This window comes from Roseateles sp. P1_C1_2 (assembly GCF_056406535.1).
The window spans coordinates 16,744-40,116 of the sequence record NZ_JBFUAB010000029.1; the positions used below are offsets into that span (position 1 = coordinate 16,744).

The 23,373-nt window shown below is 70.6% G+C and carries 28 protein-coding genes; 10 read left to right on the top strand and 18 right to left on the bottom strand.

What is annotated here, in order from left to right; all coding sequences use genetic code 11:
- Window positions 1-174: 174 nt before the first annotated feature.
- From AC1D2H_RS25355 to AC1D2H_RS25385, 7 genes are all read left to right on the top strand, one after another.
- Window positions 175-393 (top strand): hypothetical protein, encoded by a 219-nt coding sequence (locus tag AC1D2H_RS25355; protein WP_477933438.1) that lies wholly within the window; start codon window positions 175-177, stop codon window positions 391-393.
- A 327-nt stretch (window positions 394-720) separates the two neighbouring features.
- Window positions 721-2,859, top strand: coding sequence for a protein kinase domain-containing protein (locus AC1D2H_RS25360; protein ID WP_478012816.1), 2,139 nt, complete (start codon window positions 721-723; stop codon window positions 2,857-2,859).
- Window positions 2,856-3,446, top strand: a complete 591-nt coding sequence (locus tag AC1D2H_RS25365) for a hypothetical protein (RefSeq protein ID WP_477933441.1) — start codon at window positions 2,856-2,858, stop codon at window positions 3,444-3,446. Before AC1D2H_RS25360 ends, AC1D2H_RS25365 begins: the two co-directional genes overlap by 4 nt.
- Before the next feature lie 130 nt (window positions 3,447-3,576).
- Window positions 3,577-4,812 carry a hypothetical protein gene (locus AC1D2H_RS25370; RefSeq protein WP_478012817.1) on the top strand — a complete coding sequence of 412 codons (1,236 nt, stop codon included), beginning with the start codon at window positions 3,577-3,579 and terminating at the stop codon, window positions 4,810-4,812.
- A 29-nt stretch (window positions 4,813-4,841) separates the two neighbouring features.
- A complete protein-coding gene (locus AC1D2H_RS25375; RefSeq protein WP_478012818.1) occupies window positions 4,842-5,963 on the top strand; it encodes an HBL/NHE enterotoxin family protein in 1,122 nt (373 codons plus the stop codon).
- A 23-nt stretch (window positions 5,964-5,986) separates the two neighbouring features.
- The gene (locus tag AC1D2H_RS25380; protein WP_478012819.1) at window positions 5,987-6,784 is read left to right on the top strand and encodes a hypothetical protein; all 798 of its coding nucleotides are present in this window, start codon (window positions 5,987-5,989) and stop codon (window positions 6,782-6,784) included.
- 59 nt (window positions 6,785-6,843) lie between these two features.
- On the top strand, window positions 6,844-7,485 hold the full coding sequence (locus AC1D2H_RS25385; protein ID WP_478012820.1) for a hypothetical protein: 642 nt from the start codon (window positions 6,844-6,846) through the stop codon (window positions 7,483-7,485).
- 113 nt (window positions 7,486-7,598) lie between these two features.
- Here the strand turns inward: AC1D2H_RS25385 and AC1D2H_RS25390 are convergent, their stop codons facing one another.
- Entirely contained in the window at window positions 7,599-8,060 is a 462-nt protein-coding gene (locus AC1D2H_RS25390; protein WP_478012821.1) for a helix-turn-helix domain-containing protein, read from the bottom strand.
- A 153-nt stretch (window positions 8,061-8,213) separates the two neighbouring features.
- On the opposite strand from AC1D2H_RS25390, the gene AC1D2H_RS25395 reads away from it, so the two are divergent.
- A complete protein-coding gene (locus tag AC1D2H_RS25395; protein ID WP_478012822.1) occupies window positions 8,214-9,797 on the top strand; it encodes a sigma 54-interacting transcriptional regulator in 1,584 nt (527 codons plus the stop codon).
- A 9-nt stretch (window positions 9,798-9,806) separates the two neighbouring features.
- A complete protein-coding gene (locus tag AC1D2H_RS25400; protein WP_478012823.1) occupies window positions 9,807-9,977 on the top strand; it encodes a hypothetical protein in 171 nt (56 codons plus the stop codon).
- 225 nt (window positions 9,978-10,202) lie between these two features.
- Here the strand turns inward: AC1D2H_RS25400 and AC1D2H_RS25405 are convergent, their stop codons facing one another.
- On the bottom strand, window positions 10,203-10,772 hold the full coding sequence (locus tag AC1D2H_RS25405; RefSeq protein WP_477933455.1) for a dihydrofolate reductase family protein: 570 nt from the start codon (window positions 10,770-10,772) through the stop codon (window positions 10,203-10,205).
- 396 nt (window positions 10,773-11,168) lie between these two features.
- Complete coding sequence (locus AC1D2H_RS25410; RefSeq protein ID WP_477933456.1) at window positions 11,169-12,350, bottom strand: MFS transporter; 1,182 nt, start codon at window positions 12,348-12,350, stop codon at window positions 11,169-11,171.
- 23 nt (window positions 12,351-12,373) lie between these two features.
- Between AC1D2H_RS25410 and AC1D2H_RS25415 the strand changes: the two genes are divergently transcribed.
- Window positions 12,374-12,937 (top strand): helix-turn-helix domain-containing protein, encoded by a 564-nt coding sequence (locus AC1D2H_RS25415; RefSeq protein ID WP_478012824.1) that lies wholly within the window; start codon window positions 12,374-12,376, stop codon window positions 12,935-12,937.
- Between the two features lie 71 nt (window positions 12,938-13,008).
- Here the strand turns inward: AC1D2H_RS25415 and AC1D2H_RS25420 are convergent, their stop codons facing one another.
- From AC1D2H_RS25420 to sctJ, 15 genes are all read right to left on the bottom strand, one after another.
- The gene (locus AC1D2H_RS25420) at window positions 13,009-13,623 is read right to left on the bottom strand and encodes a hypothetical protein (RefSeq protein ID WP_478012825.1); all 615 of its coding nucleotides are present in this window, start codon (window positions 13,621-13,623) and stop codon (window positions 13,009-13,011) included.
- Window positions 13,616-13,837 (bottom strand): hypothetical protein, encoded by a 222-nt coding sequence (locus AC1D2H_RS25425; RefSeq protein ID WP_478012826.1) that lies wholly within the window; start codon window positions 13,835-13,837, stop codon window positions 13,616-13,618. Before AC1D2H_RS25425 ends, AC1D2H_RS25420 begins: the two co-directional genes overlap by 8 nt.
- 89 nt (window positions 13,838-13,926) lie before the next feature.
- Window positions 13,927-14,712, bottom strand: coding sequence for a type III secretion system export apparatus subunit SctT (gene sctT / locus AC1D2H_RS25430; RefSeq protein WP_478012827.1), 786 nt, complete (start codon window positions 14,710-14,712; stop codon window positions 13,927-13,929).
- Complete coding sequence (gene sctS / locus AC1D2H_RS25435; protein ID WP_477933466.1) at window positions 14,712-14,987, bottom strand: type III secretion system export apparatus subunit SctS; 276 nt, start codon at window positions 14,985-14,987, stop codon at window positions 14,712-14,714. The genes sctT and sctS overlap by 1 nt, the downstream gene beginning before the upstream one ends.
- Window positions 14,984-15,643 (bottom strand): type III secretion system export apparatus subunit SctR, encoded by a 660-nt coding sequence (sctR, locus tag AC1D2H_RS25440; RefSeq protein ID WP_477933468.1) that lies wholly within the window; start codon window positions 15,641-15,643, stop codon window positions 14,984-14,986. The genes sctS and sctR overlap by 4 nt, the downstream gene beginning before the upstream one ends.
- Window positions 15,644-15,646: 3 nt before the next feature.
- Window positions 15,647-16,324 carry a hypothetical protein gene (locus AC1D2H_RS25445; protein ID WP_478012828.1) on the bottom strand — a complete coding sequence of 226 codons (678 nt, stop codon included), beginning with the start codon at window positions 16,322-16,324 and terminating at the stop codon, window positions 15,647-15,649.
- Window positions 16,321-16,962, bottom strand: a complete 642-nt coding sequence (locus AC1D2H_RS25450; RefSeq protein WP_457388452.1) for a response regulator transcription factor — start codon at window positions 16,960-16,962, stop codon at window positions 16,321-16,323. The genes AC1D2H_RS25445 and AC1D2H_RS25450 overlap by 4 nt, the downstream gene beginning before the upstream one ends.
- Window positions 16,959-18,023: a sensor histidine kinase gene (locus AC1D2H_RS25455; protein ID WP_478012829.1), complete on the bottom strand. Its 1,065-nt coding sequence runs from the start codon at window positions 18,021-18,023 to the stop codon at window positions 16,959-16,961. Before AC1D2H_RS25455 ends, AC1D2H_RS25450 begins: the two co-directional genes overlap by 4 nt.
- Window positions 18,020-18,907, bottom strand: a complete 888-nt coding sequence (locus tag AC1D2H_RS25460) for a hypothetical protein (RefSeq protein ID WP_478012830.1) — start codon at window positions 18,905-18,907, stop codon at window positions 18,020-18,022. The genes AC1D2H_RS25455 and AC1D2H_RS25460 overlap by 4 nt, the downstream gene beginning before the upstream one ends.
- On the bottom strand, window positions 18,904-19,473 hold the full coding sequence (locus AC1D2H_RS25465; protein ID WP_478012831.1) for a hypothetical protein: 570 nt from the start codon (window positions 19,471-19,473) through the stop codon (window positions 18,904-18,906). The genes AC1D2H_RS25460 and AC1D2H_RS25465 overlap by 4 nt, the downstream gene beginning before the upstream one ends.
- A gap of 7 nt (window positions 19,474-19,480) precedes the next feature.
- Entirely contained in the window at window positions 19,481-19,954 is a 474-nt protein-coding gene (locus AC1D2H_RS25470) for a hypothetical protein (protein ID WP_477937913.1), read from the bottom strand.
- On the bottom strand, window positions 19,951-21,279 hold the full coding sequence (locus AC1D2H_RS25475; protein ID WP_478012832.1) for a FliI/YscN family ATPase: 1,329 nt from the start codon (window positions 21,277-21,279) through the stop codon (window positions 19,951-19,953). Before AC1D2H_RS25475 ends, AC1D2H_RS25470 begins: the two co-directional genes overlap by 4 nt.
- A complete protein-coding gene (locus AC1D2H_RS25480; RefSeq protein ID WP_478012833.1) occupies window positions 21,276-21,899 on the bottom strand; it encodes a FliH/SctL family protein in 624 nt (207 codons plus the stop codon). The genes AC1D2H_RS25475 and AC1D2H_RS25480 overlap by 4 nt, the downstream gene beginning before the upstream one ends.
- 11 nt (window positions 21,900-21,910) lie before the next feature.
- Window positions 21,911-22,426, bottom strand: a complete 516-nt coding sequence (locus AC1D2H_RS25485) for a hypothetical protein (RefSeq protein ID WP_477937918.1) — start codon at window positions 22,424-22,426, stop codon at window positions 21,911-21,913.
- Complete coding sequence (gene sctJ, locus AC1D2H_RS25490) at window positions 22,419-23,150, bottom strand: type III secretion system inner membrane ring lipoprotein SctJ (protein WP_478012834.1); 732 nt, start codon at window positions 23,148-23,150, stop codon at window positions 22,419-22,421. Before sctJ ends, AC1D2H_RS25485 begins: the two co-directional genes overlap by 8 nt.
- Window positions 23,151-23,373: the final 223 nt, after the last annotated feature.

Here is a 23,373-nt window from a genome sequence, read left to right on the forward strand (position 1 = left end):
CGCCGCAAACACCGCCAAGCGGCAATTCGCCACACGCCATGCGGGTTCGCACCCAGCCCGGGCCCGTCGATTGCCTACGATGCCGGGTTGAGTCAGGCGGGCTCCGGCTACGCGAGCCTTGTCGACCCCGCTGCGGCAATGGTGCCGCGCGATGCAGCCGTCATTTGTTGGTTGATGAAGCTTCCTACCGTCGTGGCGACGGACGCTGTCGTCCGCTCCATTGAACTGGCCGAGATCCAGGCCTCACGCCGGGCCGCCATGGGCTCGCAGCCTGTCATCAGCCAGATGCCTTTGCAGCAGGCCATCGCCGTCACCCACCTCGACGGCCAGACCACGCGCGCCGTCTTCGGCGTCGTGGGCGCGGCCCGCTACGAGGCCGTCAGCAAGCTTTAGCGTCGCCGATGCCAGCTCGGGACCGGCAGGGCGCGGCAATGTCCGCAACAGGCGGGCTGCTGCCGTTCGCAGCGCAACGGACGTGCCAATCGCACCCCGGATCGCAGACCGCGACGCCTTCAACACCTCTGTTCCCCTAACTACTTCTTGTAGGATGCCGTCCAAGCGACTGTTGTGAGCCTTCAGCTGCGCGGTAGCGCGCCGGGCCAGCACCCGCGACGCGCCGAACGTGCGCATGGAGTCGCCGCATACATGGAGCGCCACGAAGGTATCGCTGAATCGCAGGCCGAGAAACCTGCGGCATGGCCGCTTCACGGAATGGACGGCTTGCCGGCCAACCCCGTGCTGGCGACGCGGTACGACATCAAGCGGTTGATCGGCCGCGGCGGCGCGGGCTCGGTGCATGAGGCGTGGGACCGGCAGCTGGAGCGGGCCGTTGCCATCAAGCGCGTGGGCTGGGGCAGCGGCGACGCGCTGGTGGAGGCGCGGCTCGCGGCCGGGCTGAGCCACCCGGCCATCGTCGCCATCCACGACGTGGTGCAGCAGGCCGACAGCGTCTGCATCGTGATGGAGCTCGTGCAGGGCCGCACGCTGGCCGCCGTCATCGCTGATGGCCCCACCGAGCCGCAGCAGGCGCGGGCCTGGGTCGCCGAGGTGGCCGACGCACTCGCCCAGGCCCACGCCGCCGGCATCGTTCATGGCGACATCAAGCCGGGTAACCTGATGCTGGACGACGCCGGCCGTGTGCGCATCCTCGACTTCGGCATCGCCAGGCGCATCGACGTGCTGAAGACCGCCTCCGGGCCCGTCACGCCCGTCGGCACGCTGCGCTACATGGCGCCGGAGGTGCTGCTCGGCGCCCGGCCCGGGCCGGCGGCTGACATTTACTCGCTGGGCCTGGTGCTGTTCGAACTGCTGCAGGGCGGGCAGGCCTTTGCCGGCGAGGGCGACTTCGCCGTGGCGCATCGCAAGCTGTCCGAGACGGCTGGGCCTGTCGCGCCGGAGCTCGCCGCCGCTGATCCGCTTTGCGCGCTGGCCGAGCGCATGACCCGCCGCGAGCCGGCGCAGCGCCCGCCCGGCATGGCCGACGTCGCCCGCGCGCTGCGCCAAACCGGGCTGCCCACCGAGGGCCCGGCGCCGCCGCACCCCCGCCTGCCCTGGCGCCGGCACCTTCGGCGCGCTGTGCTGCCGATTTCATTGCTTGCCAGTGCCGCCGCGCTGTGGGGCGGCGTGATCATCGCCACCCGGTACCTGCCGGCCAACACCCAGGCGCCGGCACCTGCGCCGGCACTTGCACCCCAGGAGAGCGTCTCGCAGGCCCGGCGCCTGCTGATGCGCTTCGACGAGCCCGGCCACCTGGACCGCGCGGTGGCCTTGCTCAAGGGCGTGCTGGAGTCACACCCCCATGATGCCCCCGCCGCGGCGCTGCTGGCCATTGCCTACTGCCTGCGCGACGGCAGCGACGCCTCGGACGCGGCCTGGCTGGAGCGCGCCAATGCGGCGTCCCAGGTCGCGGTGCAGGCCGACGACCAGCTCGCCGTTGCCCAAGCCGCCCGCGGGCGCTACCTGGCGGCCGCCGGGCAGGCCGGGCCAGCGCTGCAGGCCTACGACCGCGCCCTCGTGCTGGACCCGCGCGACTTCCATGCGCTGCTGGGCAAGGCCGAGCTGCTGACCAAGCAGCAACAGGCCGAGCCCGCGCGTCAGGCGCTGGACGCGGCGCTGGCGGCCTACCCCGACGAGCCCGTGCTGCACAACGCGCTCGGCACGCTGCTCTACCAGGGTGGCCGATACGCCGAGGCCGAGACCGCGTTCCGCGCCGCCGTGCGGCTGGCGCCCCTGGTGGCCGCAGGCCACGCCAATCTCGCCGCCACCCTGCAGAGGCTGGGGCGCGGCGACGACGCCCTGCAGGTGCTGCAGCAAGGCCTCGCGGCGCGGCCCGAGGGGCGGCTCTACAGCAACCTCGGCACGGCGCTCTTTGCGCGGGGCCGGTATGCGGAAGCCGCCAGCGCCTTCGAGAGCGCGGTGTCCGAGAGCAAGGGCAACCCGAACGACTACCTGAAATGGGCCAACCTGGCCGATGCCCTGCGCTGGGTGCCCGGCCGCGAGGCCGGGGCGCAAGCCGCCTACCGCCACGCGCTGCAGCTGCTGTCGCCCCGCCTGGGTGGCGACAAGCCCGAGCCCACCCACCTGAGCCGGGCGGGCGTGTATGCCGCACGGCTGGGCGAGGCGGCGCAGTCGCGCGCCTGGACCGAAGCCGCCGTGGCCGCCGCGCCCAAGTCGCCCGACGTGGCCTTCAGGGCCTGCATGGCCTACGAACTCAGCGGTGACCGCACGCGGGCGCTCGCCCACCTGCAGCGGGCGTTGAAGCTGGGCTATCCCCTGTCGTCCGTCGAGCAGGAGCCCGACCTGCAGGCGCTGCGGCGCTCGCGTGCCTTCCACCAGACCATCACCCAAGGACTGCCATGAAACCATCCAGCCTCCTGAATGACCTGCTCCTGCTCAACGTCAGCTTCGACATCCACCAGCTCAGCCCCTTCCTGTGCTGGCAGGTGATCGACGAGAGCCAGGGCGGGCGCAACCTGATGCGCCAGGTCGGCCGCCACGCCGGCTCGGTGCACCTGGAGAAGGACGACACGGTGCACGTCTGCGTCACGGCCTTCAGCGGGGCTGAGGGCAACGCCCCTCCCGAGGACTTCGGTGGGTTCACCATCAAGAACTGCACGCTGCAATCCGTGCCGCGCCTGCGCGAACGGGACACCTTCTACTCACCGTCCCCGTTTCAGTACGGTCAGTCCGTCGACGGCGGGACCGCCATCCCGATCGGCCCGTTCAAGGTCGTCGATCACGGCAAGGACGACAAGCTCAATGCCTTCTACGAGCGACAGGTCAGCGAGGGCAGCGTGCTGGTGGACAAGGAGATGGGCATCTGGGAGATGTCGCTCGTGCTCGTCGTGGAGATCAAGCCCAAGGCCACGGCCGTGGGCTCGCACAAGAGGGTGTTCCGCTTCGACCCCGAGGCGGAGGTCGGCACCGGCACCAGCAAGAACCTCTGACCGCGGCCGCCCTCGGCGGCATCCAAAGGCGCTGAGACGAAGCGCCCGCTATTGAGACGCGTTGCCCTGCCGCCCGGCAGGGTGCGCCGACACCATGAGCCCCGTGTTCAACGTTTACGGGAGACCTCTCATGAGTGTCGTCAACATCGAGCGCAGCCAGGGGCTGAGTGCCCTCAGGCTGATCAGTGCGGTCGACGGGCTGGCGGGCGCCAGCCTGCTGGCCCAGGTCCGCGCCATGGTCGTGGAGCGCCAGCCCGGCGCCGCGCCCTTCAGCACCGACACGACAGCGCGGGCCATGCTGTCGGTGCGTCAGTCGCAGCTGCGGGCCCGGGCCCGCGAGCTGCTGAACGAGCTGCAGCCCTCGGCACTCGGCAGCATCACCGACATGCAGCAATTCGTGCTGCTGCTGCTGGAAATCCAGAAAGAGGCGCATGGCAGCGATGAAGCCGTCGAGGCCCTCCTGGGTGCGCTGACGGAGCAGGCCCGCGGGTTTGAGCAGCGCAGCGCGGCGCTGGCCGCCAGGGCCACGGCCGCGGCCACGCAGGCTGCCGAGGAACAGGCCGAACTGGACAAGCTCATCGACGCCGAGGTGAGCCGCATCGACGGCGCCGAGGACGGCGACGACGACGGCGAGCTGGCCCAGGCGCGTGCCCAGATCGCCAAGACGAGCGAAGCCATGTCGGCCGCCGTGCAAGCCACGGTGGACTCCAGCCGCAAGGTCGGCGGCGGCATCGGGCGCATCGTCACCTGGGTGTCTTCGCTGTTCTCCTTTCAGCCCGGCGACACGCCCCGGAAGCCCGCCAAGGACGACGATGGCGAGGAGGATGCCGACGACGGCGCCGAGAAGGTCAAGGCCGGCGACAAGGACAGTGGCAAGGCCGGCAAGGACAGCGACATGGCTGGCGGCAAGGACGGTGGCAAGGCCAGGCCCGACAAGCCCGGCCGGCCCCGCATCACGCCGGAGCGGCCGACTGCCGACTTCCCGGTCGAGACCATTGGCGAGATCGGCGACGACACCGCGGCCGTCTTCGACGCGCGCACCAAGCTCAACAGCCTGGTCATCCAGCAGCGCAACCTGTACCTGCAGCTCTACCGCGCCGAGGCGGGCCTGGCCGTGATGCAGGTCGTGGGTCAGCAGGGCAGCGACCTCGTCGCCGCGCTGCAGGGCCTGGGCAGCCGTGCCGAAGCCCTGCGCGCCGAATGGGAGCGCCTGGCCGCCGAGTGCGAACAGGCCAAGGGCTCCGGGCTGTCCTTCGATGACAGCTGGGCGCGCCAGCCCGCCAGGCTCGAAGCGCTGCTCATGTCTTTCATGTCGAGCCCCGCGTCCATGCCGCGGCTGACCCATATCGATTCCCCCACCGCCTGATCCACCCTCACCCCCCAAAGGAGATTTCCATGACCGACATCGCCATCGACCAAGGCGTGAAGGACAGCGGCAAGGCCGCTCTCGACCAATCCGCCGCGGGCCTGATCCTGCAGGCCCACTGCATGACCGTTGAAAAGCAGGCCACCGTCAACATCGCCAACGCGAGCGACAAGCTCAAGCCCATCCAGGAGCAGGCCAACCACCAGTTGGGCCTGGCCAAGGCGCGTTCCAAGAACTACCTCGACGTGCTGCAGCCGCGCATGCTGACCACGGCCACCGACGTCCAGCAGTATTTCCTGCTGCATCGGGAGATCAGCCACGAGTTCCAGAACGCGCCTTCGCGCCAGACAGCGCTGGCCATGCTGCGCGCCCTGCAGGAGCAGACCCAGGGCTTCCAGGCGCGCAGCATCAGCGTGCGAAATGACCTGGGCGTCCTGCGCAGCGGACTGGCCGAGGACGCGGCCGTCTTCCAGCGCGTGACGATCGACCTGAACACGCTGCTGAACGGCAACGAGGGCGTGCTCAAGGACATCAACGAGCAGCTCGGCGGCATCGACGGCAAGATCGCCGGCATGGCCGTGGGCATTGCGCTGGGCGGGCTGGCCGTGATCGCCGGCGGTCTGCTGTTCGTCGTCGGCGCCTTCGGCACCGTCTTCACCGGCGGCGCCGCCGCGGCCTTGTGCGTGGGCGGCGGTGCATTGGCCGCGGCCGGCGTCGCCAGCGTCGTGGGTGCTTCCATCGGCATGGCCGGGCTGCTGAACCTGAAGAGTGACCTGCTGATGCGCCAGGCCACCATCAGCGCCGAGACCACGCTGGTCAACAGCATGGCGGTCAACTTTGGCACGCTGCACAACAGCGCCACCGGCGCCCAGGCTTCGGCCCAATCCATGGCCAACGCCTGGAGCGTGATGGGCGACCACCTCGGCTCGCTGTACGACCAGTTGGAGAAGGGCAAGACGGACGTTCCGGTCCTGGCCCGCGTGTTCCTGGGCGCGGCCGACGGGTCCGTGAAGCTGGTGCTGGCCGACACGGAAAACATCCTCCGCAACGTCACCGGCGCAACGCGCACCGTGGACACGACCCGCCGCGTCGGCGACGTGGTGAAGGACGCGGTCAATGCCGCCGCGCTCGTGAACCGCATCGCGGCCTGACAACCCCAGCCGAGGAACACATCATGTCCATGACTCTGACCGACCAACTCACCGCGCTCGTCCAGCAGGCCGCAGCGGGCACCGCCACGCTGCCAGGCACGCAGCAGGCGCAGCAGCACGCCCAGGCAGCCGAGGCCTTCGGGCGCACGCTCAACGAACTGTGGAACACGGTTCGCGGCCACGCCCAGCGCACGCGGCAACGCGTGGCCCAGGTGCAGCTCGAGATCGCCCGCTGGAACCCGGCGACGCCCGGGGTCCTGCAAGCCCACGCCAAGGCACTGTCCGAGGAAGTGAACGCCCTGCTGCCCACGGTGCAGGCCAAGTCCGACGAAACCGCGCGCCACCGCTCCGTGCTGGCGGCCGACAGCGGGGCCCTGACGCAGCAGGTGGCCCAGGCACGCGCCCGGCTGAAGCAGCTGGAGCAGCAAAAGGCCGAGCTGCAGGCCAAGGCCAACGAGCTGCGCAACCGCTCCATCTGGACCTGGCTCTTCCCGCTGGCCAAGGCCATCGACGAGCTGGTGGCGCTGGGCCAGTACGGCAAGTCGACCGAGGCCGCCTTCGAGGACGCCCTGCGCCAGGTGGCCGAAGGGCAGCGCGAGGCCTCCGAGCTGATCCGTGCGTCCGACCTGGCCTCGGGCCAGGTGGCCGTGCTGGACCAGATGACCGCGCGCCTGCAGGCCCTGCACAACCAGCTGTCTGTCGTTGCCGCCCGGCTGCGCAGCGAGGAATCCCTCGCGAAGTTCGACAGCCCGCAGACCGCCGGCGTCTTCGCGAACGTGCTGATGCACGTCGCCCAGGCGCTGGAACACAGCGTCGACTGATGCACCGCCGCCGGCCCCAGCCGGCGGCCCTTCCCCCCGACCCACGAAAGGAAACCGACATGTTGCTCTTCTACGGAAAACCCAATGGCGGCAATCTCTCCAAGGACGAGAACGCCTCGCGCGCCGCACGCCTGGTCGCCCTGCGCGAGCATTTCCACGCCTGGAAGAAGTGGCCCGAGTTCGCCCCGGCGAACAAAGCCTTCAAGCCCGTTGCCATCCACTACCTGCAGGAGGAGATCCGCGCCGGCCGCCACAAGGGCCTCAAGGCCTACGGCGAAGCGGCCAAGATCCTCGTGCTGAACGCGCACGGCAACGAGTTCGCCTTCAACAACATCTCCACCGGCGCCGCCGAAGTGGCCGACCTGCTCATCGCGCTGGGCATCCGCGAGGCCGGCACCGAGCAGATCTGGTTGGCCGCCTGCGACAACGGCCTGCAGACCCAGGACAACAGCGGCCCACTGCCCCTGGTGTCCAAGCTGGCCAGCCTGCTGGCCACCCGCGAAGGGCTGCACCCCAAGGTCTACGCCCCCCGCGGCAAGGTGAGCTACCAGGAGAAGACGCTGCAGCGCGTCGGCACGGAGGACGTGATTCGCTACGGCAAGGTCATGATCCGCACGCAGGATGGCCCCGCCAACCCCAAGACCGGCAAGAAGACGGACTTCTTCTACCCGTTCGACCAGGGCTGGGTGCTGGCCCAGTAGCCACACGCCGCCCCTGAGCATCACCTGGCCGCCTCGGTCCCCAGTGGACGAGGCGGCCAGGTTTTTTCTATCGTTGTGAGTCCTGGACCCGAAGCGCGGGGCGCGGCATGCGCTCAAGCGGAGGCTGCCGCCGCAGCAGAAGTCCAGTTGCGCAGCCGCGCGTCCATAGGCGACAGCTGGCGCGCCAGCGCATGCGCCCGCCAGGCGCCGGCGCTCAGGCCGTAGGCCTTGCGAAAGCACCGGTTGAAGGTGCGCACGTCCTCGAACCCGCACTGGTAGGCCAGCGTCTCGATGGGCGTGCGAAATGGCGGCTGCGCCAGCAGCTCGCAAACGCGCGCGAGCCGCGCGCGGCGCAGGCAGCCCGCCACCGTGTCGCCCTGGCGCACAAAGGCGCGGTACAGCGTCGGCCGAGACACCCGCAGCTCATCCACCAGGCGCGTGACGTCATAGCTGCTGTCCGCCAGGTGCCGCTGCAACTGCAGGCAAGCCTGCGCGTACAGCCAGTCCAGCCGCCCGTGGCCGCCACGGTCCGCAGGGTGCGAACGGTCGGCAAGGGTGGCAGGGGCGGCGTGCATGGTGTCGGGGCGAGGCGTGCTCCCCTCAACACAACAAACGTGCCAGGCTTTTGACGGGGTATTGATGCAAGAATTCCTCCGCCAGCCGTGCTCTGGCATGTCAGCCGGGGCGGGCCGACATGTCAGCCCCTGTCAGCGGGCTGGCCCCATGCCATGACGCCCTCCGTACCGCCCCACCCTGAAGAACAGACCCAATCCGCCCGCATCGCCGGGCTCGACGCCGCGGGCGTGCCGGCGCCCACCCTGACCATCCTCTGGCACCCCGACCCGCAGCGCCTGGGCGAGCAGTGCGCCGTCTCCGTGGACGACGACACCCTCGTTCCCATCAGCCGCTTCACGCCGGGCTTCAGCGCGCCCGGCGCCCTCGGCGGGCGGCCGCTGGAGCATGCGAGCGTCTCGCGAACGCCCATCCACCTGCTGGCGTCGCGCGACGGCAGCGTGCGACTGTCGTTTCCGGCCGGCCCGGTCTGCCATGAGGTGGACGGCCTGCCCGCCGGCGGCGAACTGCTCCTGACGCGCGAACAGGTCGCCAGCGGCGTCGTGCTGTCGCTGCGCGGACGCGTGCTGCTGCACCTCGGCCATCGCACGGCCCTGCCGGACCGGTTGTACGGCCGCCTGCTGGGCGTCAGCGGCGCGATGGTGCGCGTGCGGCGGCAGATTGCGCAGGCCGCATCGACCGAGCTGCCGGTGCTTGTCCTCGGTGAATCGGGCACCGGCAAGGAACTCGTCGCGCAGGAGATTCACGCCCGTGGCAGCCGCGCGGGCCGGCCGCTGTGCACCGTCAACATGGCCGCGCTGACCGAGTCCATCGCCACCACGGAGCTGTTCGGCTGCGTCAAGGGGGCGTTCACGGGCGCGGACGCCGCGCGGCGCGGCCTCTGGGCCGAGGCCGACGGCGCAACGCTCTTCATGGACGAAGTGGGCGACACCCCCGCCCTCGTGCAGCCCATGCTGCTGCGGGCCGTCGAGACCGGTCAGTACCGCCCCGTGGGCAGCAGCCGCGTGGAGCGGGCCGACGTGCGGCTCATTGCCGCGACCGACCGGCCGCTGCAGGAGCGCGGCTTCAACGTGCCGCTGCTGCGCCGCCTGGAGGCCTTCGTGATCCGCATGCCCGCCCTGCGCGACCGCCGCGAAGACCTCGGCGTGCTGCTGCGCCGGGAGTTCGACGAGGCGGGCGATGTCGCAGGCTGGCTCGGCGAAGTCCCGCCCGAGCTGGCTCGCGCCCTGTGCCTGCATGACTGGCCCGGCAACGTGCGCCAGCTGCGCCATGCCGTGCACCGCCTGGTGCTGGCCGCCCAGGACCGCCAGTGGCTCAGCGTGGAAGATCTGCTGTCATTGCCGCCGGCAAGCTCCGCCCCACGAGCTGCCGGCAACGGCCTCCCGCCCCATGCCGAATCCGCCCCGGCGCCCTTCACCGACGACGAACCGCAAGACCCGCCCCGCACGGGCTGGCGCGCGCCGTCGTCGGTCACACCCGATGAGTTGCTGAAGGCGCTGGAGCAGCAAGCCTGGAGCCTGCGGGCCACCGCGACCAGCCTGGGCATCTCGCGCAGCTCCCTCTACGCCCTCATCGACCGCCACCCCCTGATCCGCTGGCCCGACGACATCGCCGGCGACGAGATCGCCGCCGCGGTGACCGAGGCGCCAGCCGGCGATGTGGCGGCGCTGGCGTCGAATCTGCGGACGCCGAGGGAAGCGCTGCGGCGGAGGTTGGTTTCGCTGGGGATCAGCCACTGAATGCAGGGCGTGTCCAGAGGGCAAAGTTGCCTGACGCAAGGCCTGGCCCTCGCCATCGTGGGCAGCATCCACGAGTTGCTGCCGGCGCGCGTCGAGGCGGGCGAGACGGCGGCCATCGGGGAGCTGGCGAGGCATGCGGAAGCGTTTGTGTTGAGGGTGGCGGGGAGCCGGGCGGCCTGAGTTCCACAGCACGCCGACGCGCCCTCGGATGGCGAGGGCCAACCTGCTAGGACGGGTATAGGCTGAACACGGTCCGTCAACGAAAGCGCTTCGGGCGGTCGTGTCGACCCAGAGCGGAAGTTGGGGCTGGATTAGCAAGCCTCGCAGAAGCAGTCATTCGACGTCTAAATTGAGCTGAGCCGCGAAGCGGCTTCGGCTTGAACGATTTGTTAGCCGCCACCCCGCTCAACGACGAACGCGATAGCGGATGTGCGTGGCATCCAATGTGTCGATCACCCGAACGATCTCCAGCTCGATCCGCGAAGGCAATACCTCGAATAGCCGACGGCCGCCGCCGAACAGCACTGGAATCTGATGGATCTGCACCTCGTCCAGCACACCGGCCTCAAGTGCCCGTTGTGCTGTGTACGCGCCGAGCACCAGCACGTTCAGGTTGCCGGCGGCGGCCTTCGCTCGAGCCATCGCGTTCTCGATGCCGTCGCGCACATACGTCACCAACGGATAGTTCGCGACGGATGGGCCGGGCGGCCGGTGGCTGGGCACGAAGATCGGGACGCCGTGATTGTCACCGCCCCAGTGATCGATTTGCTCCACGGTACGCCGACCCGCCAATATCGAACCAGGCGTGTTCCACTCGTCCCACAACTCTCCGACGGCCCCAGACGGCCGGGAGAAGTCCCCGTACCACTCGTGTAGCCGGTCGAAGGCATCGCCTCCGGGATTGCCAACTTCGTCGTTCGGACCAGCGATATATCCGTCGAGCGACATTGACATGAATAGTACCGATGCAGACATTGGAGTCTCCTTCGCTCTAGCAAGAATGGTGTGATACCTGTACGACGAGCGAGGCGCAGCAGAATCGACATGGGCACTTCAGCTTTTGCGCCTGTACCCAACTACTGGGAGGCTTCCATGGCGCCTCACGTTCGACGTAAGGGACCCGCCGAAGGCAGTCTCTCTTGTGTTCACGGATGGGCAACCATGGATGTGCGCAGGTTTTGCGGGTCTGGCGGGCCCTGCAGCGCGAGATGAGTCCCGCGTTGGACCGCCAACATTGGCGATGACGCTCAACAAGTGATGGCACAGCCGCGATGGCCAGCCGCAAAGCGACCCTTAACGAGCTTCCGCTTATGGCCGAGACCTGACCTCTGAGGCGATGCACGCGACCGGCAGCAATCGCTGCAAAGCGAACTAGACAAGTTTCCCAGCCGCCGTCGCGCTCCCGGCCGCGCCATGGGCCACGGCCCGCAGTACCAGCCCCGCAGCGACGATGGACAAACCCAGGCTTGCCCACCCCGCCGCCTGCCAACCCCAGTGCTCGACGACGCTGCCGATCAGGGGCGGCCCGAGCAGGGCGCCCGACGCGCCGAACTGCGTCAGCCGCCCGCTCGCGAGGCTGAGCCGCTCGGCGCTGCCCGCCACGCGGGGCAGCAAGGCGAAGACCAGACTGGCGAAGACGCCGGACACGAGGTTGACGAGGATGGCCATGACGACCAGCCGGAGCGGCGACGCACCCAGCTGATAGACCAGCGGGAACAGCGCGCCGGTCGCCAGCAGGCAGAGCACCAGCGCGCGGCCGACGAGGGCTTCGTGGCGCATCAGCCGGGCGCCGATGACGCCCGCGGGCACATTGGCTAGCGCAGCCAGCGCGGTCCAGGTGCCGGCCTCGGGCAGCGACATGCCGGCCTCCTTCAGCAGGCTGGGCATCAGGGCCAGCTGCCCCACCTCGCTGATGGCGTAGACGCCGAAGGCGGCCACCAGCATCCAGAGCGTTGCGCCGGTGTGCTGCTTCTTCTCGAAGCCGGCTGGCGACGCGGCCGGTGGCGCGGCGGCCTGCATGCCGACCAGGCTGGCGCCCAGGGCCAGGCCGGCCAGCACGCTCAGGCCTTGCGCCCAGCGCCAGTCGCTCAAGCCCGCCGCATAGGCATAGGCCGCGGCGCCGACCGCCATGCCGACGGGCACGAAGGTGCCCCACAGCGTCATGGCCGCGGCCTGGCGGTGGGCGGGCGCGGCCAGGGCGATCAGCACCGGCGCGGCCACCACCGTGACCAGATAGCCCATGCTCTCGATGAGTCTTGCAACAGCGGCCATGGGCATGTCCTGCGCCAGGGCCGCCCCGGCCGAGCCCAGTGCCAGGCAGAGCATGGCGACGGCCAGGCTCCGCTGCAGGCCCAGGCGCGGCAGATGCCTGCCGGCAGCGCCACCCAGCAGGGCACCACACACTTCCAGCAGCGAGGTCAGGGCCGCCATCGCGGCCAGGCCCAGGTGCAGGTCGCGCGAGATCAGCGGCGCCAGCGCGGCGAGCTTGCCGAGCTGGGCCGCCGCGAAGACGCCGCAGAGGTAGTAGACGAAAATCCGGGTCCGCGCCCTCATCATGATTCGACCCGCTGCCGTTGATGAACCACGCCCTGATTCCCGACACCCGCCAGATCGGCCGCAGCCTGCGCCTGTGGCGCTCGCTGCGTCGCCTCAAGCAGGCGGCGGTGGCCGAGCTGATGGGGGTGTCCCAGACCACCGTCTCGCGCTGGGAAAGCGGCCAGGCCGCGCCGTCGCTGCAGGAGCAGCAGGAGCTCAGGGTGCTGATGGCGGCCAGGCTGGACAGTGCCGCCGACTTTGCGCTGGGCCGCCTGGTGCGCACGGCCCAGACGCCCATGCACCTGGTCTGCGACTTCAGCCATCGCCTGCTGGCGCTGTCGCGACCGCGCGAGCTGCACTGCCGCGTGCCGGGCACGCAGTTGATGGGCAGCGCGCTGTGGCGTTATGCGACACCGCAGATCGTCGCGCACGAGGCGCGGCTGGACGAGCTGGGCTGGTACGAGCCCGGCCCCGAGGCCGTCGAGTTCGATACCGAGGGCTCCGACGATGCGGTCATGCCCATCGAGCGCAGCCGCATGCGCTGGATACGCATGCAGCTCTCCGACGGCAGTTTTGTTCGGCTGACGGAGACCGTGGCCGTTTGAGTTTGCTTTCACGGCGGCGAATCTAGCGGGCCGCCGCCGTCCCCCACAAGGAATGATTTATTCAGCGCCCCTCAGCGAGAGGCTCTGCCCAGGCTGGCGACAAAGGCCGAGCAGGCCTGGCTGGCGTCCGGGTGGCTGCGCCAGCCCTGGGCCAGCGTGCGCAAGGCAGCGCGCACCTCGCGCGGCATGGTGCCGTCCAGCGGGTCGTCGGCCACGGCGGCGAGGTGGTCCGCGTAGAGCCGGCGGGCGTCGGGGTCGCAGTCCAGCAGCTCCATCACCGCGCTGGCCAGCGTCTGGAACTGCTCGGCAGACAGCTCGGCCGGCCCCCTGGATTCGCCCGCGCGGGGCCAGGCGGCCAGGCAGAGGTATTCGATGGGGCCCAGGCTGCGGCGCAGCGCGCCGCTCTGCTGCGAGCCCCAGGCGGCACGCGAGCCGCTGGGCAGCCGGCCCTGGCTGAGGGCCTGGGCCAGCGTCTGGGCGACGGCCGCGCGGGCGGCATATTCGCCGCGCAGATTGACCTCGGCCAGCACGCGCAGAAAGGCCGGGTAGAGCTGGTCACCCAGGCCGGTGCAGACGGCCTCCAGCAGCGCGACGGCCCCATCCTGCCGGGGGCCGAGATCGAGGCAGCCGCCGATCAGGGCCTGCGCGGCCTCGACCCAGCGCGGCTGCGTCAGCAGTTCAGCCAATGAGGGCCGTGAGCACGCGCTCGGCGTGCTGCTGGACCGACAGCCCGCGCTGATCGACGGCCACGTCGGCACGCAGCGTGGCAGCGCCACGGGCACCCAGTCCGTCCAGCCATGCCGGGCCACCCGGCAATCCCGGCGCCGCAGGCGTACTCAGCGGGCGTAGCGAGGTCGCTGAGAACAGCGAGGTGGAGGATGACAGCGGAGCGCCGATCATGGCGGTAAGGGTGTGAGATGAAGAATGGTCGCCAGCCTAGCGGGGGGCGGCCGCCAAGGCGATTGCGGCTGCCCCTAATTCGTCAATCGTCAGCCGAACAAGTGCTTCATCAGATCCTTGACCACGCTGGCCCGCGCCAGCATTTCTTCGTTCATCAGCGCCACCAGGCTGCCCAGCTGCAGCAGCAGCACCAGATGGCCCACCACGGCCTTGATGGACATGGACAGGCTGAACACATTGAGTTGCTGGGCATAGCGGTTGATCAGGCCGAGCACGCCGTCCACCAGATACAGCAGCACCAGCGACGGCGCCGCCACCATCAGGGCCAGGCGCAGCATGCGGCCGAACTCCGCCTCGAAGGCCAGCATGCCCGCCGGCAGCAGCTGCCAGGCGCCGTGGACGGGCCACAGCGCGAAAGTGTCCAGCAGCAGGGCCGCGAACAGCATGAAGCCGCCCGAAGCCATGAAGACCCAGCTCGCCAGGCGGGCGAGGAAGGCGCCGGTGAGCGAGGTCTGGTGGCCCGACAGCGGGTCCAGCACCTGGGCCTGGGACGAGCCGACCTTGGTATCGATGAGTTGGCCGGCCATCTCGAAGGACCACATCAGCCCGGCGAACAGAAAGCCCAGCGCCGCACCCAGCATGGCCTCGCGGCCGTAGAGCAGGGTCCACTGCCAGCCGCTCAGTTGCAGCGGTCGGACCTCCTGCACCAGCAGGCCCAGCAGCGCCAGGGCCAGGAAGAGGGCGTTGCGGATCAGCGTCGGGATCAGGTCCTGCGTGAACAGCGGCACCAGCAGGAAGGCCACCGCCACCCGCATCGTCGACAGGCCGAGCAGCAGGACGGCATCGGTGGGATGCCCGATCCAGAACTCCAGCATCAGTGGTGGATCTTGACCAAGCCGGGGAACTCGCTGAACACCTTGTCGCCGAGGCGGTAGAGGCTGCCGCCCAGCAGCGAGGCGGTGATGAAGATGGTGACGACGATGGCGAAGAACTTGGCCACGTATTGCACCGTCTGCTCCTGCAGCTGCGTGGCGGCCTGCACGAAGGCGATCAACAGGCCGACGATGGCCGCCACCAGGATGGGCGGCGCCGACAGCAGCAGCACCAGCCACAGCGCCTGCTGGGTGAGTTGGATGACTTCGCTGTTCATGTCTGGTACGTGAGAACCAAGCCGTGGGTCAGCTTCACCCAGCCGTCAATGAGCACGAAGAGCAGCAGCTTGAAGGGCAGCGACACGGTGGTGGGCGACAGCATCTGCATGCCCATGGCCATCAGGATGTTGGAGATGACGAGGTCGATGACGAGGAAGGGCAGGAAGATCAGGAAGCCGATCTCGAAGGCCACCGTCAGCTCGCTGACCGTGAAGGCCGGCACGACGACGAGGAAGTCGCGCTCGCTCAATTCCTTGGCCTGCTCGGGCTTCAGGCTGCGTTGCGCCGTCTTCAGGAAGAAGGCGCGCTCCAGCGGCCGGCTGTGCTTGATGAGGAAGTCGCGCAGCGGCTCCTTGGCCACGTCCGCCGCCGCCAGCATCTGGCTGGTCGACGCCTTGCTCGTGGTCGGCATGGCGCTCAGGCTCTCCTGCATCTCCACGCCCACGGGGTACATGACGTAGATGCTCAGCACCAGGGCCAGGCCGTTCATGACGACATTGGGCGGCACCTGTTGCAGGCCCATGGCATTGCGCAGCAGGCTGAGCACGACGACGAGCTTGGTGAAGGACGTGACCATGACGGCCACGAAGGGCGCCAGCGCCAGCAGGACGACGGTGATGAGGGCCGAGGCCGGGGTGAAGGTGCTGAGATCCATGGCTCAGATTGCGTCGATGCGAAAAGCCTGGCTGCTGCCCCAGGGCAGCAGGCGGCCGCGGGCACGCACCGCGTCGGGCCGCGTGGCGTCGATGAGCAGGCATTGCGCCGGCAGCGCGGGCTGCGGGCCGCGCCAGCCCATCACGGTGTCCAGCGCCAGCGGCTGATCCCAACGCGCCACGAGCTGCCAGGGCGCGCCCGCTGTCGCTTCACCGCGGGCTCGCAGGAGGCGGGCCGGCGCAGCATCGAGCAGCAGCAGGCCGCCGGGCTCCAGCGCGGCGAGCTCTTCGTCGCTGAGCTGCCATTGCGCCAGCAGGCATTCCGCCGCGGTCGCCTGCCATTGCAGGCCGGGCACGTCGGGCGCCTCGGCCAGCGCCCGCAGGGTCGACCAGGGCAGCGACAGCTGCGCGTGGATCTCGGCGCCCCGCCAGCTGGCCTGGGCGCCGCCCGCGCTGATGCCGCCAGCCTGCGCCACCCATTGGCCGTCCGCGGCTGCGACCAGACCGACGGCCGCCAGCGAGTCGAGCAATTCGCCCGCCAGGTCCAGCACGACGGCGGCCTCGGCGGCGCAGGACGCCAGATCCGCCGCTTCGAAATCGTCGGCCGTGATGCACAGCCGGGCCTGGCCGCACAGATAGTGCCAGGTCGAACCCTGCGTCAGGGCTTGCGGAAAAAAGCTCATGCGCGGCGGCTCACCATGATGCGAGTCAGCTCGGTGACCGACTTCGCCTTCATCTTGCGCATGCCGCGCGAGCGGTAGAGCTCCACGCTCTTCAGCGACAGCTTGATCTCGTCGGCGATGTTCTTGTTCATCAACCCCTTGACGACCAGGGACAGCACCTGGCGCTCGCGCGGCGACAGCGTCTGCGAGCGGCGCTCGAACTCCTCGCGCGAGCCTTCCACCTCGGTGTCGATGCCGCTGTCCACGTCGGTCGGCGCAAAGGCCCGGTCCAGCGCAGCGCTCAGGGCCACGTCGTCCAGCGGCTTTTCCAGCAGCGAGACGGCGCCGCGCTTTTGCATCGCGGCCACCGCCAGCGGCACGTCGGCATGACCGCTCATGTAGATGACGGGCAGGTGGATGCCGCGCTCGCGCAGCGCGTCGTGCAGGTCCAGCCCCGACAGCTCGGGCATGCGCACGTCCAGCATCAGGCAGGTCGATTCCGGCCAGGTCGTGCCCACGGCCACGCGAGCCAGGGACTGCAGCGCGTCGCGCGGGTCGCCCCAGTCGCGCACCTGGCAGCCGAAGCCTTCGAGCCAGAAGCGCAGCGAGTCGCGGAACTCGTGGTTGTCGTCCACCACGTAGATTTGCCGAGGGGTCATGTCGTCCTCTCCAGAGTGGGGGTGGATGGCGCCGCCGCCATCACGGGCAGCGCGAAGTGGAAGCAACAGCCGCCGGCGTCGCGCCGCGTGAACCAGAGCCGGCCCTGGTGCATCTCGATCAGCGAACGGCAGATGGACAGGCCCAGGCCCATGCCATTGGGCTTGGTGGAGCTGAAGGGCAGGAAGAGGCGGGCCTCGGTCTGCGGCGTGATGCCGGGGCCGTTGTCGCTGACGCGCAGCTCGGCGCGGGGGCCGTCGACGACCAGCTCGATGTCGATCTGCGGCTCGGCGGGGCTGTCCAGGCGCAAGGCGTCCAGCGCATTGCGCAGCAGGTTGATCAGCACCTGCTGCAGCATGACGGCGTCGCCCTGAACCCGCACCGGCCGGTCCGGCAGGCGCAGCAGCAGGCGCACGGCTTCGCGCTGCAGGTCCCAGTCGAGCAGGGCCAGGCTCTGGTGCACCAGGGCGACGAGGTCCAGGCTCTCGGTCTTGGGCTGACGCGACTGCGTGTACTCGCGCACCCGGCCGATGATCTGGCTGGCATAGGTGACCTGCTGCACGGCCTTGTCCAGCGCGGCGAGCTCGTCGGTGTCGTCGGGATGGCGGCGCGCCAGGCGCAGCTTCAGGCCGCGCAGCAGATTGGCCGTTGCACCGATGGGCTGGTTCAACTCATGCGCGAGCACGCTGCCCATTTCGCTGACGGTCAGCGAGCGCGACGTGAACAGCAGGCCCTCGCGGTCGTCGAGTTGGCGCTGCAGATGGTGCAGGCGCTCGCGCTCGTCATCCAGGCGCAGCAGCACATGGCGGGCATCCAGCGCGACGCGCTGCGCCACGTATTCGCCACTGACGCCGCAGCGCGTGCGCGCGCCCAGCGGCGCCACCAGCGCGCTGGCCAGGCCATGCAGCGGCTGGGCCCAGTCCTCGGCCAGGCCACCGACTTCGCCGGGCAGCAGGGCCTGCATGGGCGCATTCAGCGCGACGAGGAAATCACCGTCGAGGATGGCCAGGGCTTCGCCGAGTTCACCCAGCGCGTGCAGCAGATCGGCATCGACGCGGATCACGCTTCCTCCCGAGGCCACAGCGCCTGGTTGCACAGCAGCCAGGTCATGGAGGGCCGCGCCGCCAGCAGCGCGCGCAGGCTGGCGCTGGCGGGTGCCTGCACCAGCACCTCGGCCCAATGCGCGATGCCGGGTGCGACGTCGTCCAGGCGCAGCTCGCAGCTGACCTGGCCGGGCGGCAGGACGGCACCACCGGTCAGGTCGCGCAGCGTGCGCGGGCGGCCCTGGGTGCCCAGCGCCAGCCGCACGGCCCACCAGCGCTCGGCCGTCGCGGGGCGGGCGCTGCGCCAGCGCGCCGGCCAGCGACGCCATTGCCAGGCCGTGGCATCGCGGCTGGCTTGCAGGCTGGCCAGGCCGGCGGGGCTGGCCAGCAACACCGGCAGGCCGACGCGCCAGGCCTGCAGGCACGGGCGCATGGCGGCGGCGGCGTGGGGCGCGGTGGCTGCCTCGCGCAGGCGCTCGAGCAGCGCCTGCGCCCAGGCGGGTGCGGGTTCCGGTGCGGCGTCGGGCTGATCGAGGGCAGTCTCCTGCTCGCCCGGGGTTTCATCGCCGGCGTCGTCGAACAGCAGGCGCCATTCCTTGGCGTCCTGCACGCGCCAGCGCAGCTCCGGCCCGTTCTGCAGGCTCAGCGGCTGCATGAGGACGGGCGCCATGGGCAGCACGGCCGATGCGGCGTCCGCGAATTGCAGGGCGGCCATGGGCGGTTCGGCGGGCCGCGTGGTGGACGGGCTCAACAGCGCAGAGGGCGCCGCGACCTGCTGGGGCAGTTCGGGTGTTGGCTCGGCTTCGACGGCGGGCTGGGCCTCGGCCTCGTTCGCGCTGGCCTGCAGCCAGGCCTGCCAGGTTTCGGCCGGCGTCAGGGCCTGGATGGCGGTGATGCTGCTCATCGTTCGATCTCGTCAATGGGGCGGAAGCGCTCGCCCGTGCGTGCCGTGTCGCGCAGACGCAGCTTGAGGACGTCATGCCCGGCGTCGCGCAGGCGCTTGTCCAGGTCGCTCAACTGCTGGCGGGCCTGGGCCTGAACGACCTGCGGCACGCGCAGCTCCAGGTTCAGCGGTGCCAGCGGCTGCACCTGCTCGACATGCAGCTGCCAGGCGGGCCCATGCAGCGCGGGCAGCTCGACCTGCCAGCTGCGCGCCGCCGGCGCCGCTGCGGCGTCGGGCTCGGCGAGCTGGCGAATCGCCTCGATGCGCGTCGCCGTGGGCGCGTCCGAGACGCTGCGCACTGCCGTCGTCTCGGGCGCCGCATCGCCCGCCCTCGCGGCAGGCAGCGGCAAGGGCGGCTGGACTTCGGTCGGCTCCTGCTCGCGCAGCCGCAGATAGGCACTGCGCCAGTCCGGCGCGCCGGCATCGGGGTGCGACTCCGGTGGCGGGGCTGGCTCGGAGGTCGCCATGGCGTGCCGTGCTCGCAGCGGCATCGCCACCAGGGGGAGAAGGAGGGGCAGCAGCTTCACGACGGTCTCAGTGCCGGGGCCGGCAGGCGTCTTCGGTTTCAAGCTCCGCCTGCCGCTCGCGGGTTTGCCGGGTCTGGCGGCGCTGGTCCTTCAGCGTCGCATCCACGGCGTCCTCGCGCGCCTGGGCGCGGGCGAGATCGGCGCGGCGCTGGCGCACTTCCGCCTGGGCCTGCTCCAGCGTCTCGCGTTCGTCGAGCAGGGCGTATTCATCGCGCTCCAGCCGCTCGGCCAGCACTTCGCCATGGACCTGGACTTGATGCACCCAGCGCGGCATGTCGGCACTGCCCGGACCACCCCAGTGCAGGACCAGCTCGGCGATCAGCGCACGGCCCTGCTGGATGCGCAGCTCGCGATCCTGGACCGCAGCCAAGGCTTGGCGCTCCCCGGCCTGCGCCAAGGCCAGCGCCAGGCGCGCGCGCTGCACGCGCAACTGGCGCAGCCGCAGCCACTGGCGGGCGTCGGTGTCGGACAGCAAATTCACGACACGATCTCCCGCAGATGCTGGAGGCCGCCTTCCCAGTCGCTGGGCTCGTGGTTGGCCTGCTGCAGCAGGGCCTTGATCTGCGGCATGCGCTCGATGGCCTGGTCGGCCAGCGGGTCGCTGCCGGCCTGGTACTCGCCCACGCGCAGCAGGAACTCGACCTCCTTGTGCCGCGCCATCAGTGCCCGCAGATGAGCGGCGTCGCGCTGCTGCTCGCGGCTGGTCACGCGCGTGAACACGCGGCTGGCGCTGGCGAGCACGTCGATGGCGGGGTAGTGCTGGCCTTCAGCCAGCGCGCGTGACAGCACCAGGTGGCCGTCGAGGATGGAGCGCACTTCTTCCGCCACCGGGTCGTTGCCGTCCTCGTCCTCGGCCAGCACCGTGTAGAAGGCGGTGATGGAGCCGTGGGCGTCGTTGCCGGCGCGTTCGAACAGCCGCGGCAGCTCGGCGAACACCGACGGCGGATAGCCGCGCCGCACGGCCGGCTCGTTGGCCGCCAGGCCGATCTCGCGCAGGCCGCGCGCGAAGCGCGTCACCGAATCCATCATCAGCACGACGCGCGCGCCCTGGGCCCGGAAGCCCTCGGCGATGGCCGTGGCCGCATAGGCGGCGCGCACGCGCTCCAGCGCCGGCCGGTCCGACGTGGAGACGACGACGACGGAGCGGGCCAGGCCCTCGGCGCCGAGGCTGTCTTCCAGGAATTCGCGCACCTCGCGGCCGCGTTCGCCGATCAGGCCGATGACATTGACCTCGGCCCGCGTGCTGCGCGCCAGCATGCCCAGCAGCGTGGACTTGCCGCCGCCGGCCATCGCGAAGATGCCGACGCGCTGGCCTTCGCCGACCGTCAGCAGCGTGTCGATGGCGCGCACGCCGCACACCAGCGGCGCGTGCACCGGCCGGCGCTGCAGCGGCGACGGCGCGTCGCGATACAGCGGCACGCGGGGCAGGTGGTCGAGCGGCGGGCCGCCGTCCAGCGGCTGACCGAAGGCGTCGATGACACGGCCGAGCAGGCCCGGCCCGCTCGGTAGTTGCGCGGCCTCGTGCAGCACCTCGACGGCGGCGCCCACGGGCAGGCCCTGCAGCGAGCCCAGCGGCGCGAGCACGGCCTCGTGGCCCTGGAAGCCGATGACCTCGGCCAGCAGGCCGTCGTCCTGCGGCCGCGAGGGGTCGAAGACGCGGCAGCTCTGGCCGACGCGGGCCTGCACGCCGGTGGCGCGCATCAGCGTGCCGCCGGCCTGCACGACGCGGCCCAGCGTGGCCACGGTGCGGGTGCGCTGCAGGCTGCGGCGCAGCGTGTCGGTTTCGGCGTCCAGGCTCAGCGTCACGGCTTGAGTCCCCAGGCGCGAGCCAGGCGCTCGACTTGCGTGGCGAGGCCGGCATCGGCTGTGCCGAACTCCGTGACCAGGCGGCAAGCGGCGTCGGCCATTTCGGCATCGGCCACGATCTCTGCGCCGGCCAGGCCGGCTTTGTCATCCGGGTCGATGGCGCGTAGCGCTTCACGCAGACCGGCCAGCTGGCTGGGGTGCACCTGCAGCCGCCAGGTGCGGGCCGGCAGCAGCTCGCGCGCCGCCTGGACGGCCAGGCGCCCAAGGCGCTCGTCGTCGGGCACTTGGCCGAGCAACTTCTGGAAGACCTCCAGCGCCAGGCCTGCCACCTCGCGCTGCAAGCGGTGGCGTTCGTCTTCATGGGTGCGTGTGAGACGGGTGAGCGCATGACCCAACTCGGCGCGGGACTGATCCTTCGCCTCGGCCAGCCCCTGGCTCAGCCCTTCGACGCGGGCGCGCTCGCAGGCCTCGTCGACGCGGATCTCTTCCTCGACGAACAGCGCGCGCAGGTCGGCCAGCAATTGCTGCGCATCCTGCAAGGCCGGCACCTCGGCGGCGCGCAGCACGCGGCGGTCCGACGCGATGCCCAGCTTGGCCTGCGGGTCTCGGTGCCAGAGCATGAAGCTGTTGTTCATGTGGTGACCTGTGACTGCAAGCTCAACGTTTCACGCAGCACGGCCAGCGCCGTGGCCTGGGGCATGACCCAGGCGGCGACCGGCCCGAGGCGGCGGCTGGCGGCGTGGCGCAGGGAGCCGTGCGGCAGGCCGGCCAGCAGCACGGCCGCGCCGGCCTCGGTGAACTGCCGGCTCAAGGTCTCCGGCGTCGACACCTCGGGCCAGTCGCTCAGGCCGGCAGGCAGGCCCGCCGGCAGCGGCGGCCAGGCCTCGGCGCTGCGCAAGGCCCGCCACCAGGGCACGCCCAGCGCGGCGCGTGCGAGCTCGCGCAGCGGCCCGGCAATCCACAGGCGCAGCGCCGGCGCCGCCAGCACGGAGCCGCAGCGGCGCGCCAGCACCAGCAGCTCGTCGCGCTCCAGCGCCAGCCAGGCGGGCGCCGCGTCGAGCTGGGCCCAGGTCAGCGTGCGTGCCTCGGCCGGTGCGTCCTCGAGCAGGCGTCTTGCGACGTGGGCGCGCAGTTGGCGTTCAGTCATGGCCGCCCCCTTCGAGTGCGAGCTGGGCGGTGGCGCGGCGGCGGCGCCAGCCCAGCCAGCCCGCCGTGCCCAGGCTGGCCGTGCCCAGCGCGATGGCCAGCACCAGCGGCACGCTCGCCTGGGTCTCGGCCAGCGGCGGCGCAACGGGCGTGGGCTCGGCCGCGAAAGCGACGACCGAGACGCTCTCATAAGGCAGGCCTTCGACGCTGTTGACGACGAGGGCGCGCACCTTGGGCAGCAGGGTGTCGATATTGAGACCGGGACGGTGCTTGAGCATCACCGAGGCCGACGAGGGCTGGACCTTGTCGGACAGCGGATGGCGCTCCGGCACCACCAGCGTCACGCGGGCCTGCAGCACGCCGTCGATGCTGGTCAGCGTGTGCGACAGCTCCTGCGACAGCGCGTGCATCAGGCGGGCGCGCTCCTCGACGGGCGTGGACACGAAGCCCTCGCGCTTGAAGACCTTGCCCAGGCTGTCGTAGTCCTCGCGCGGCAGGCCCTGGGCTCTGAGGATCTGCACCGCACGGGCGAAGTCGGCCTCGGCCGTCAGCACCTCGAAGCCGTCCTCGCGTGCATTCTTCTGCGCCGGCACGCCGGACAGGCGCAGCGCCGAGACCATGTCGTTGGCCTGGCGCTCGTCGAGCTTGGCGTAGAGGGTCTGCTCGCCACAGCCGCTGAGGAGAGCGGCCAGAGCAAGCGGAAGAAGGCTGCGGGCGACTTTCATTGGTGGTCCAGTTCGCATTCGTGGCGGCCGTGATGCATTTGCGGGCCGAGCGCCGGGCCGCTCCCTAGCCGGCCCGCGCTGGCGATGTGCTCGCGGCTCGATGCCGCGGGCATCGCCGTCCCCTCGGGGGCTGAGGCCGGACACATGGCGCCCAGTGGGCGGCATGTGCCTGCCGAAGAGCTGCGGCTCATGCCGCAGCGCGGTCTGCAAGACCGACCGGGTG

Coding starts and splice junctions, on each gene's coding strand:
- AC1D2H_RS25355 (WP_477933438.1), top strand. CDS start 175: ATGAAGCTTCCTACCGTCGTGGCGACGGACGCTGTCGTCCGCTCCATT.
- AC1D2H_RS25365 (WP_477933441.1), top strand. CDS start 2,856: ATGAAACCATCCAGCCTCCTGAATGACCTGCTCCTGCTCAACGTCAGC.
- AC1D2H_RS25370 (WP_478012817.1), top strand. CDS start 3,577: ATGAGTGTCGTCAACATCGAGCGCAGCCAGGGGCTGAGTGCCCTCAGG.
- AC1D2H_RS25375 (WP_478012818.1), top strand. CDS start 4,842: ATGACCGACATCGCCATCGACCAAGGCGTGAAGGACAGCGGCAAGGCC.
- AC1D2H_RS25380 (WP_478012819.1), top strand. CDS start 5,987: ATGTCCATGACTCTGACCGACCAACTCACCGCGCTCGTCCAGCAGGCC.
- AC1D2H_RS25385 (WP_478012820.1), top strand. CDS start 6,844: ATGTTGCTCTTCTACGGAAAACCCAATGGCGGCAATCTCTCCAAGGAC.
- AC1D2H_RS25390 (WP_478012821.1), bottom strand. CDS start 8,060: ATGCACGCCGCCCCTGCCACCCTTGCCGACCGTTCGCACCCTGCGGAC.
- AC1D2H_RS25395 (WP_478012822.1), top strand. CDS start 8,214: ATGACGCCCTCCGTACCGCCCCACCCTGAAGAACAGACCCAATCCGCC.
- AC1D2H_RS25405 (WP_477933455.1), bottom strand. CDS start 10,772: ATGTCTGCATCGGTACTATTCATGTCAATGTCGCTCGACGGATATATC.
- AC1D2H_RS25410 (WP_477933456.1), bottom strand. CDS start 12,350: ATGAGGGCGCGGACCCGGATTTTCGTCTACTACCTCTGCGGCGTCTTC.
- AC1D2H_RS25415 (WP_478012824.1), top strand. CDS start 12,374: ATGAACCACGCCCTGATTCCCGACACCCGCCAGATCGGCCGCAGCCTG.
- AC1D2H_RS25425 (WP_478012826.1), bottom strand. CDS start 13,837: ATGATCGGCGCTCCGCTGTCATCCTCCACCTCGCTGTTCTCAGCGACC.
- sctT (WP_478012827.1), bottom strand. CDS start 14,712: ATGCTGGAGTTCTGGATCGGGCATCCCACCGATGCCGTCCTGCTGCTC.
- sctS (WP_477933466.1), bottom strand. CDS start 14,987: ATGAACAGCGAAGTCATCCAACTCACCCAGCAGGCGCTGTGGCTGGTG.
- sctR (WP_477933468.1), bottom strand. CDS start 15,643: ATGGATCTCAGCACCTTCACCCCGGCCTCGGCCCTCATCACCGTCGTC.
- AC1D2H_RS25445 (WP_478012828.1), bottom strand. CDS start 16,324: ATGAGCTTTTTTCCGCAAGCCCTGACGCAGGGTTCGACCTGGCACTAT.
- AC1D2H_RS25450 (WP_457388452.1), bottom strand. CDS start 16,962: ATGACCCCTCGGCAAATCTACGTGGTGGACGACAACCACGAGTTCCGC.
- AC1D2H_RS25460 (WP_478012830.1), bottom strand. CDS start 18,907: ATGAGCAGCATCACCGCCATCCAGGCCCTGACGCCGGCCGAAACCTGG.
- AC1D2H_RS25480 (WP_478012833.1), bottom strand. CDS start 21,899: ATGCTCTGGCACCGAGACCCGCAGGCCAAGCTGGGCATCGCGTCGGAC.
- AC1D2H_RS25485 (WP_477937918.1), bottom strand. CDS start 22,426: ATGACTGAACGCCAACTGCGCGCCCACGTCGCAAGACGCCTGCTCGAG.
- sctJ (WP_478012834.1), bottom strand. CDS start 23,150: ATGAAAGTCGCCCGCAGCCTTCTTCCGCTTGCTCTGGCCGCTCTCCTC.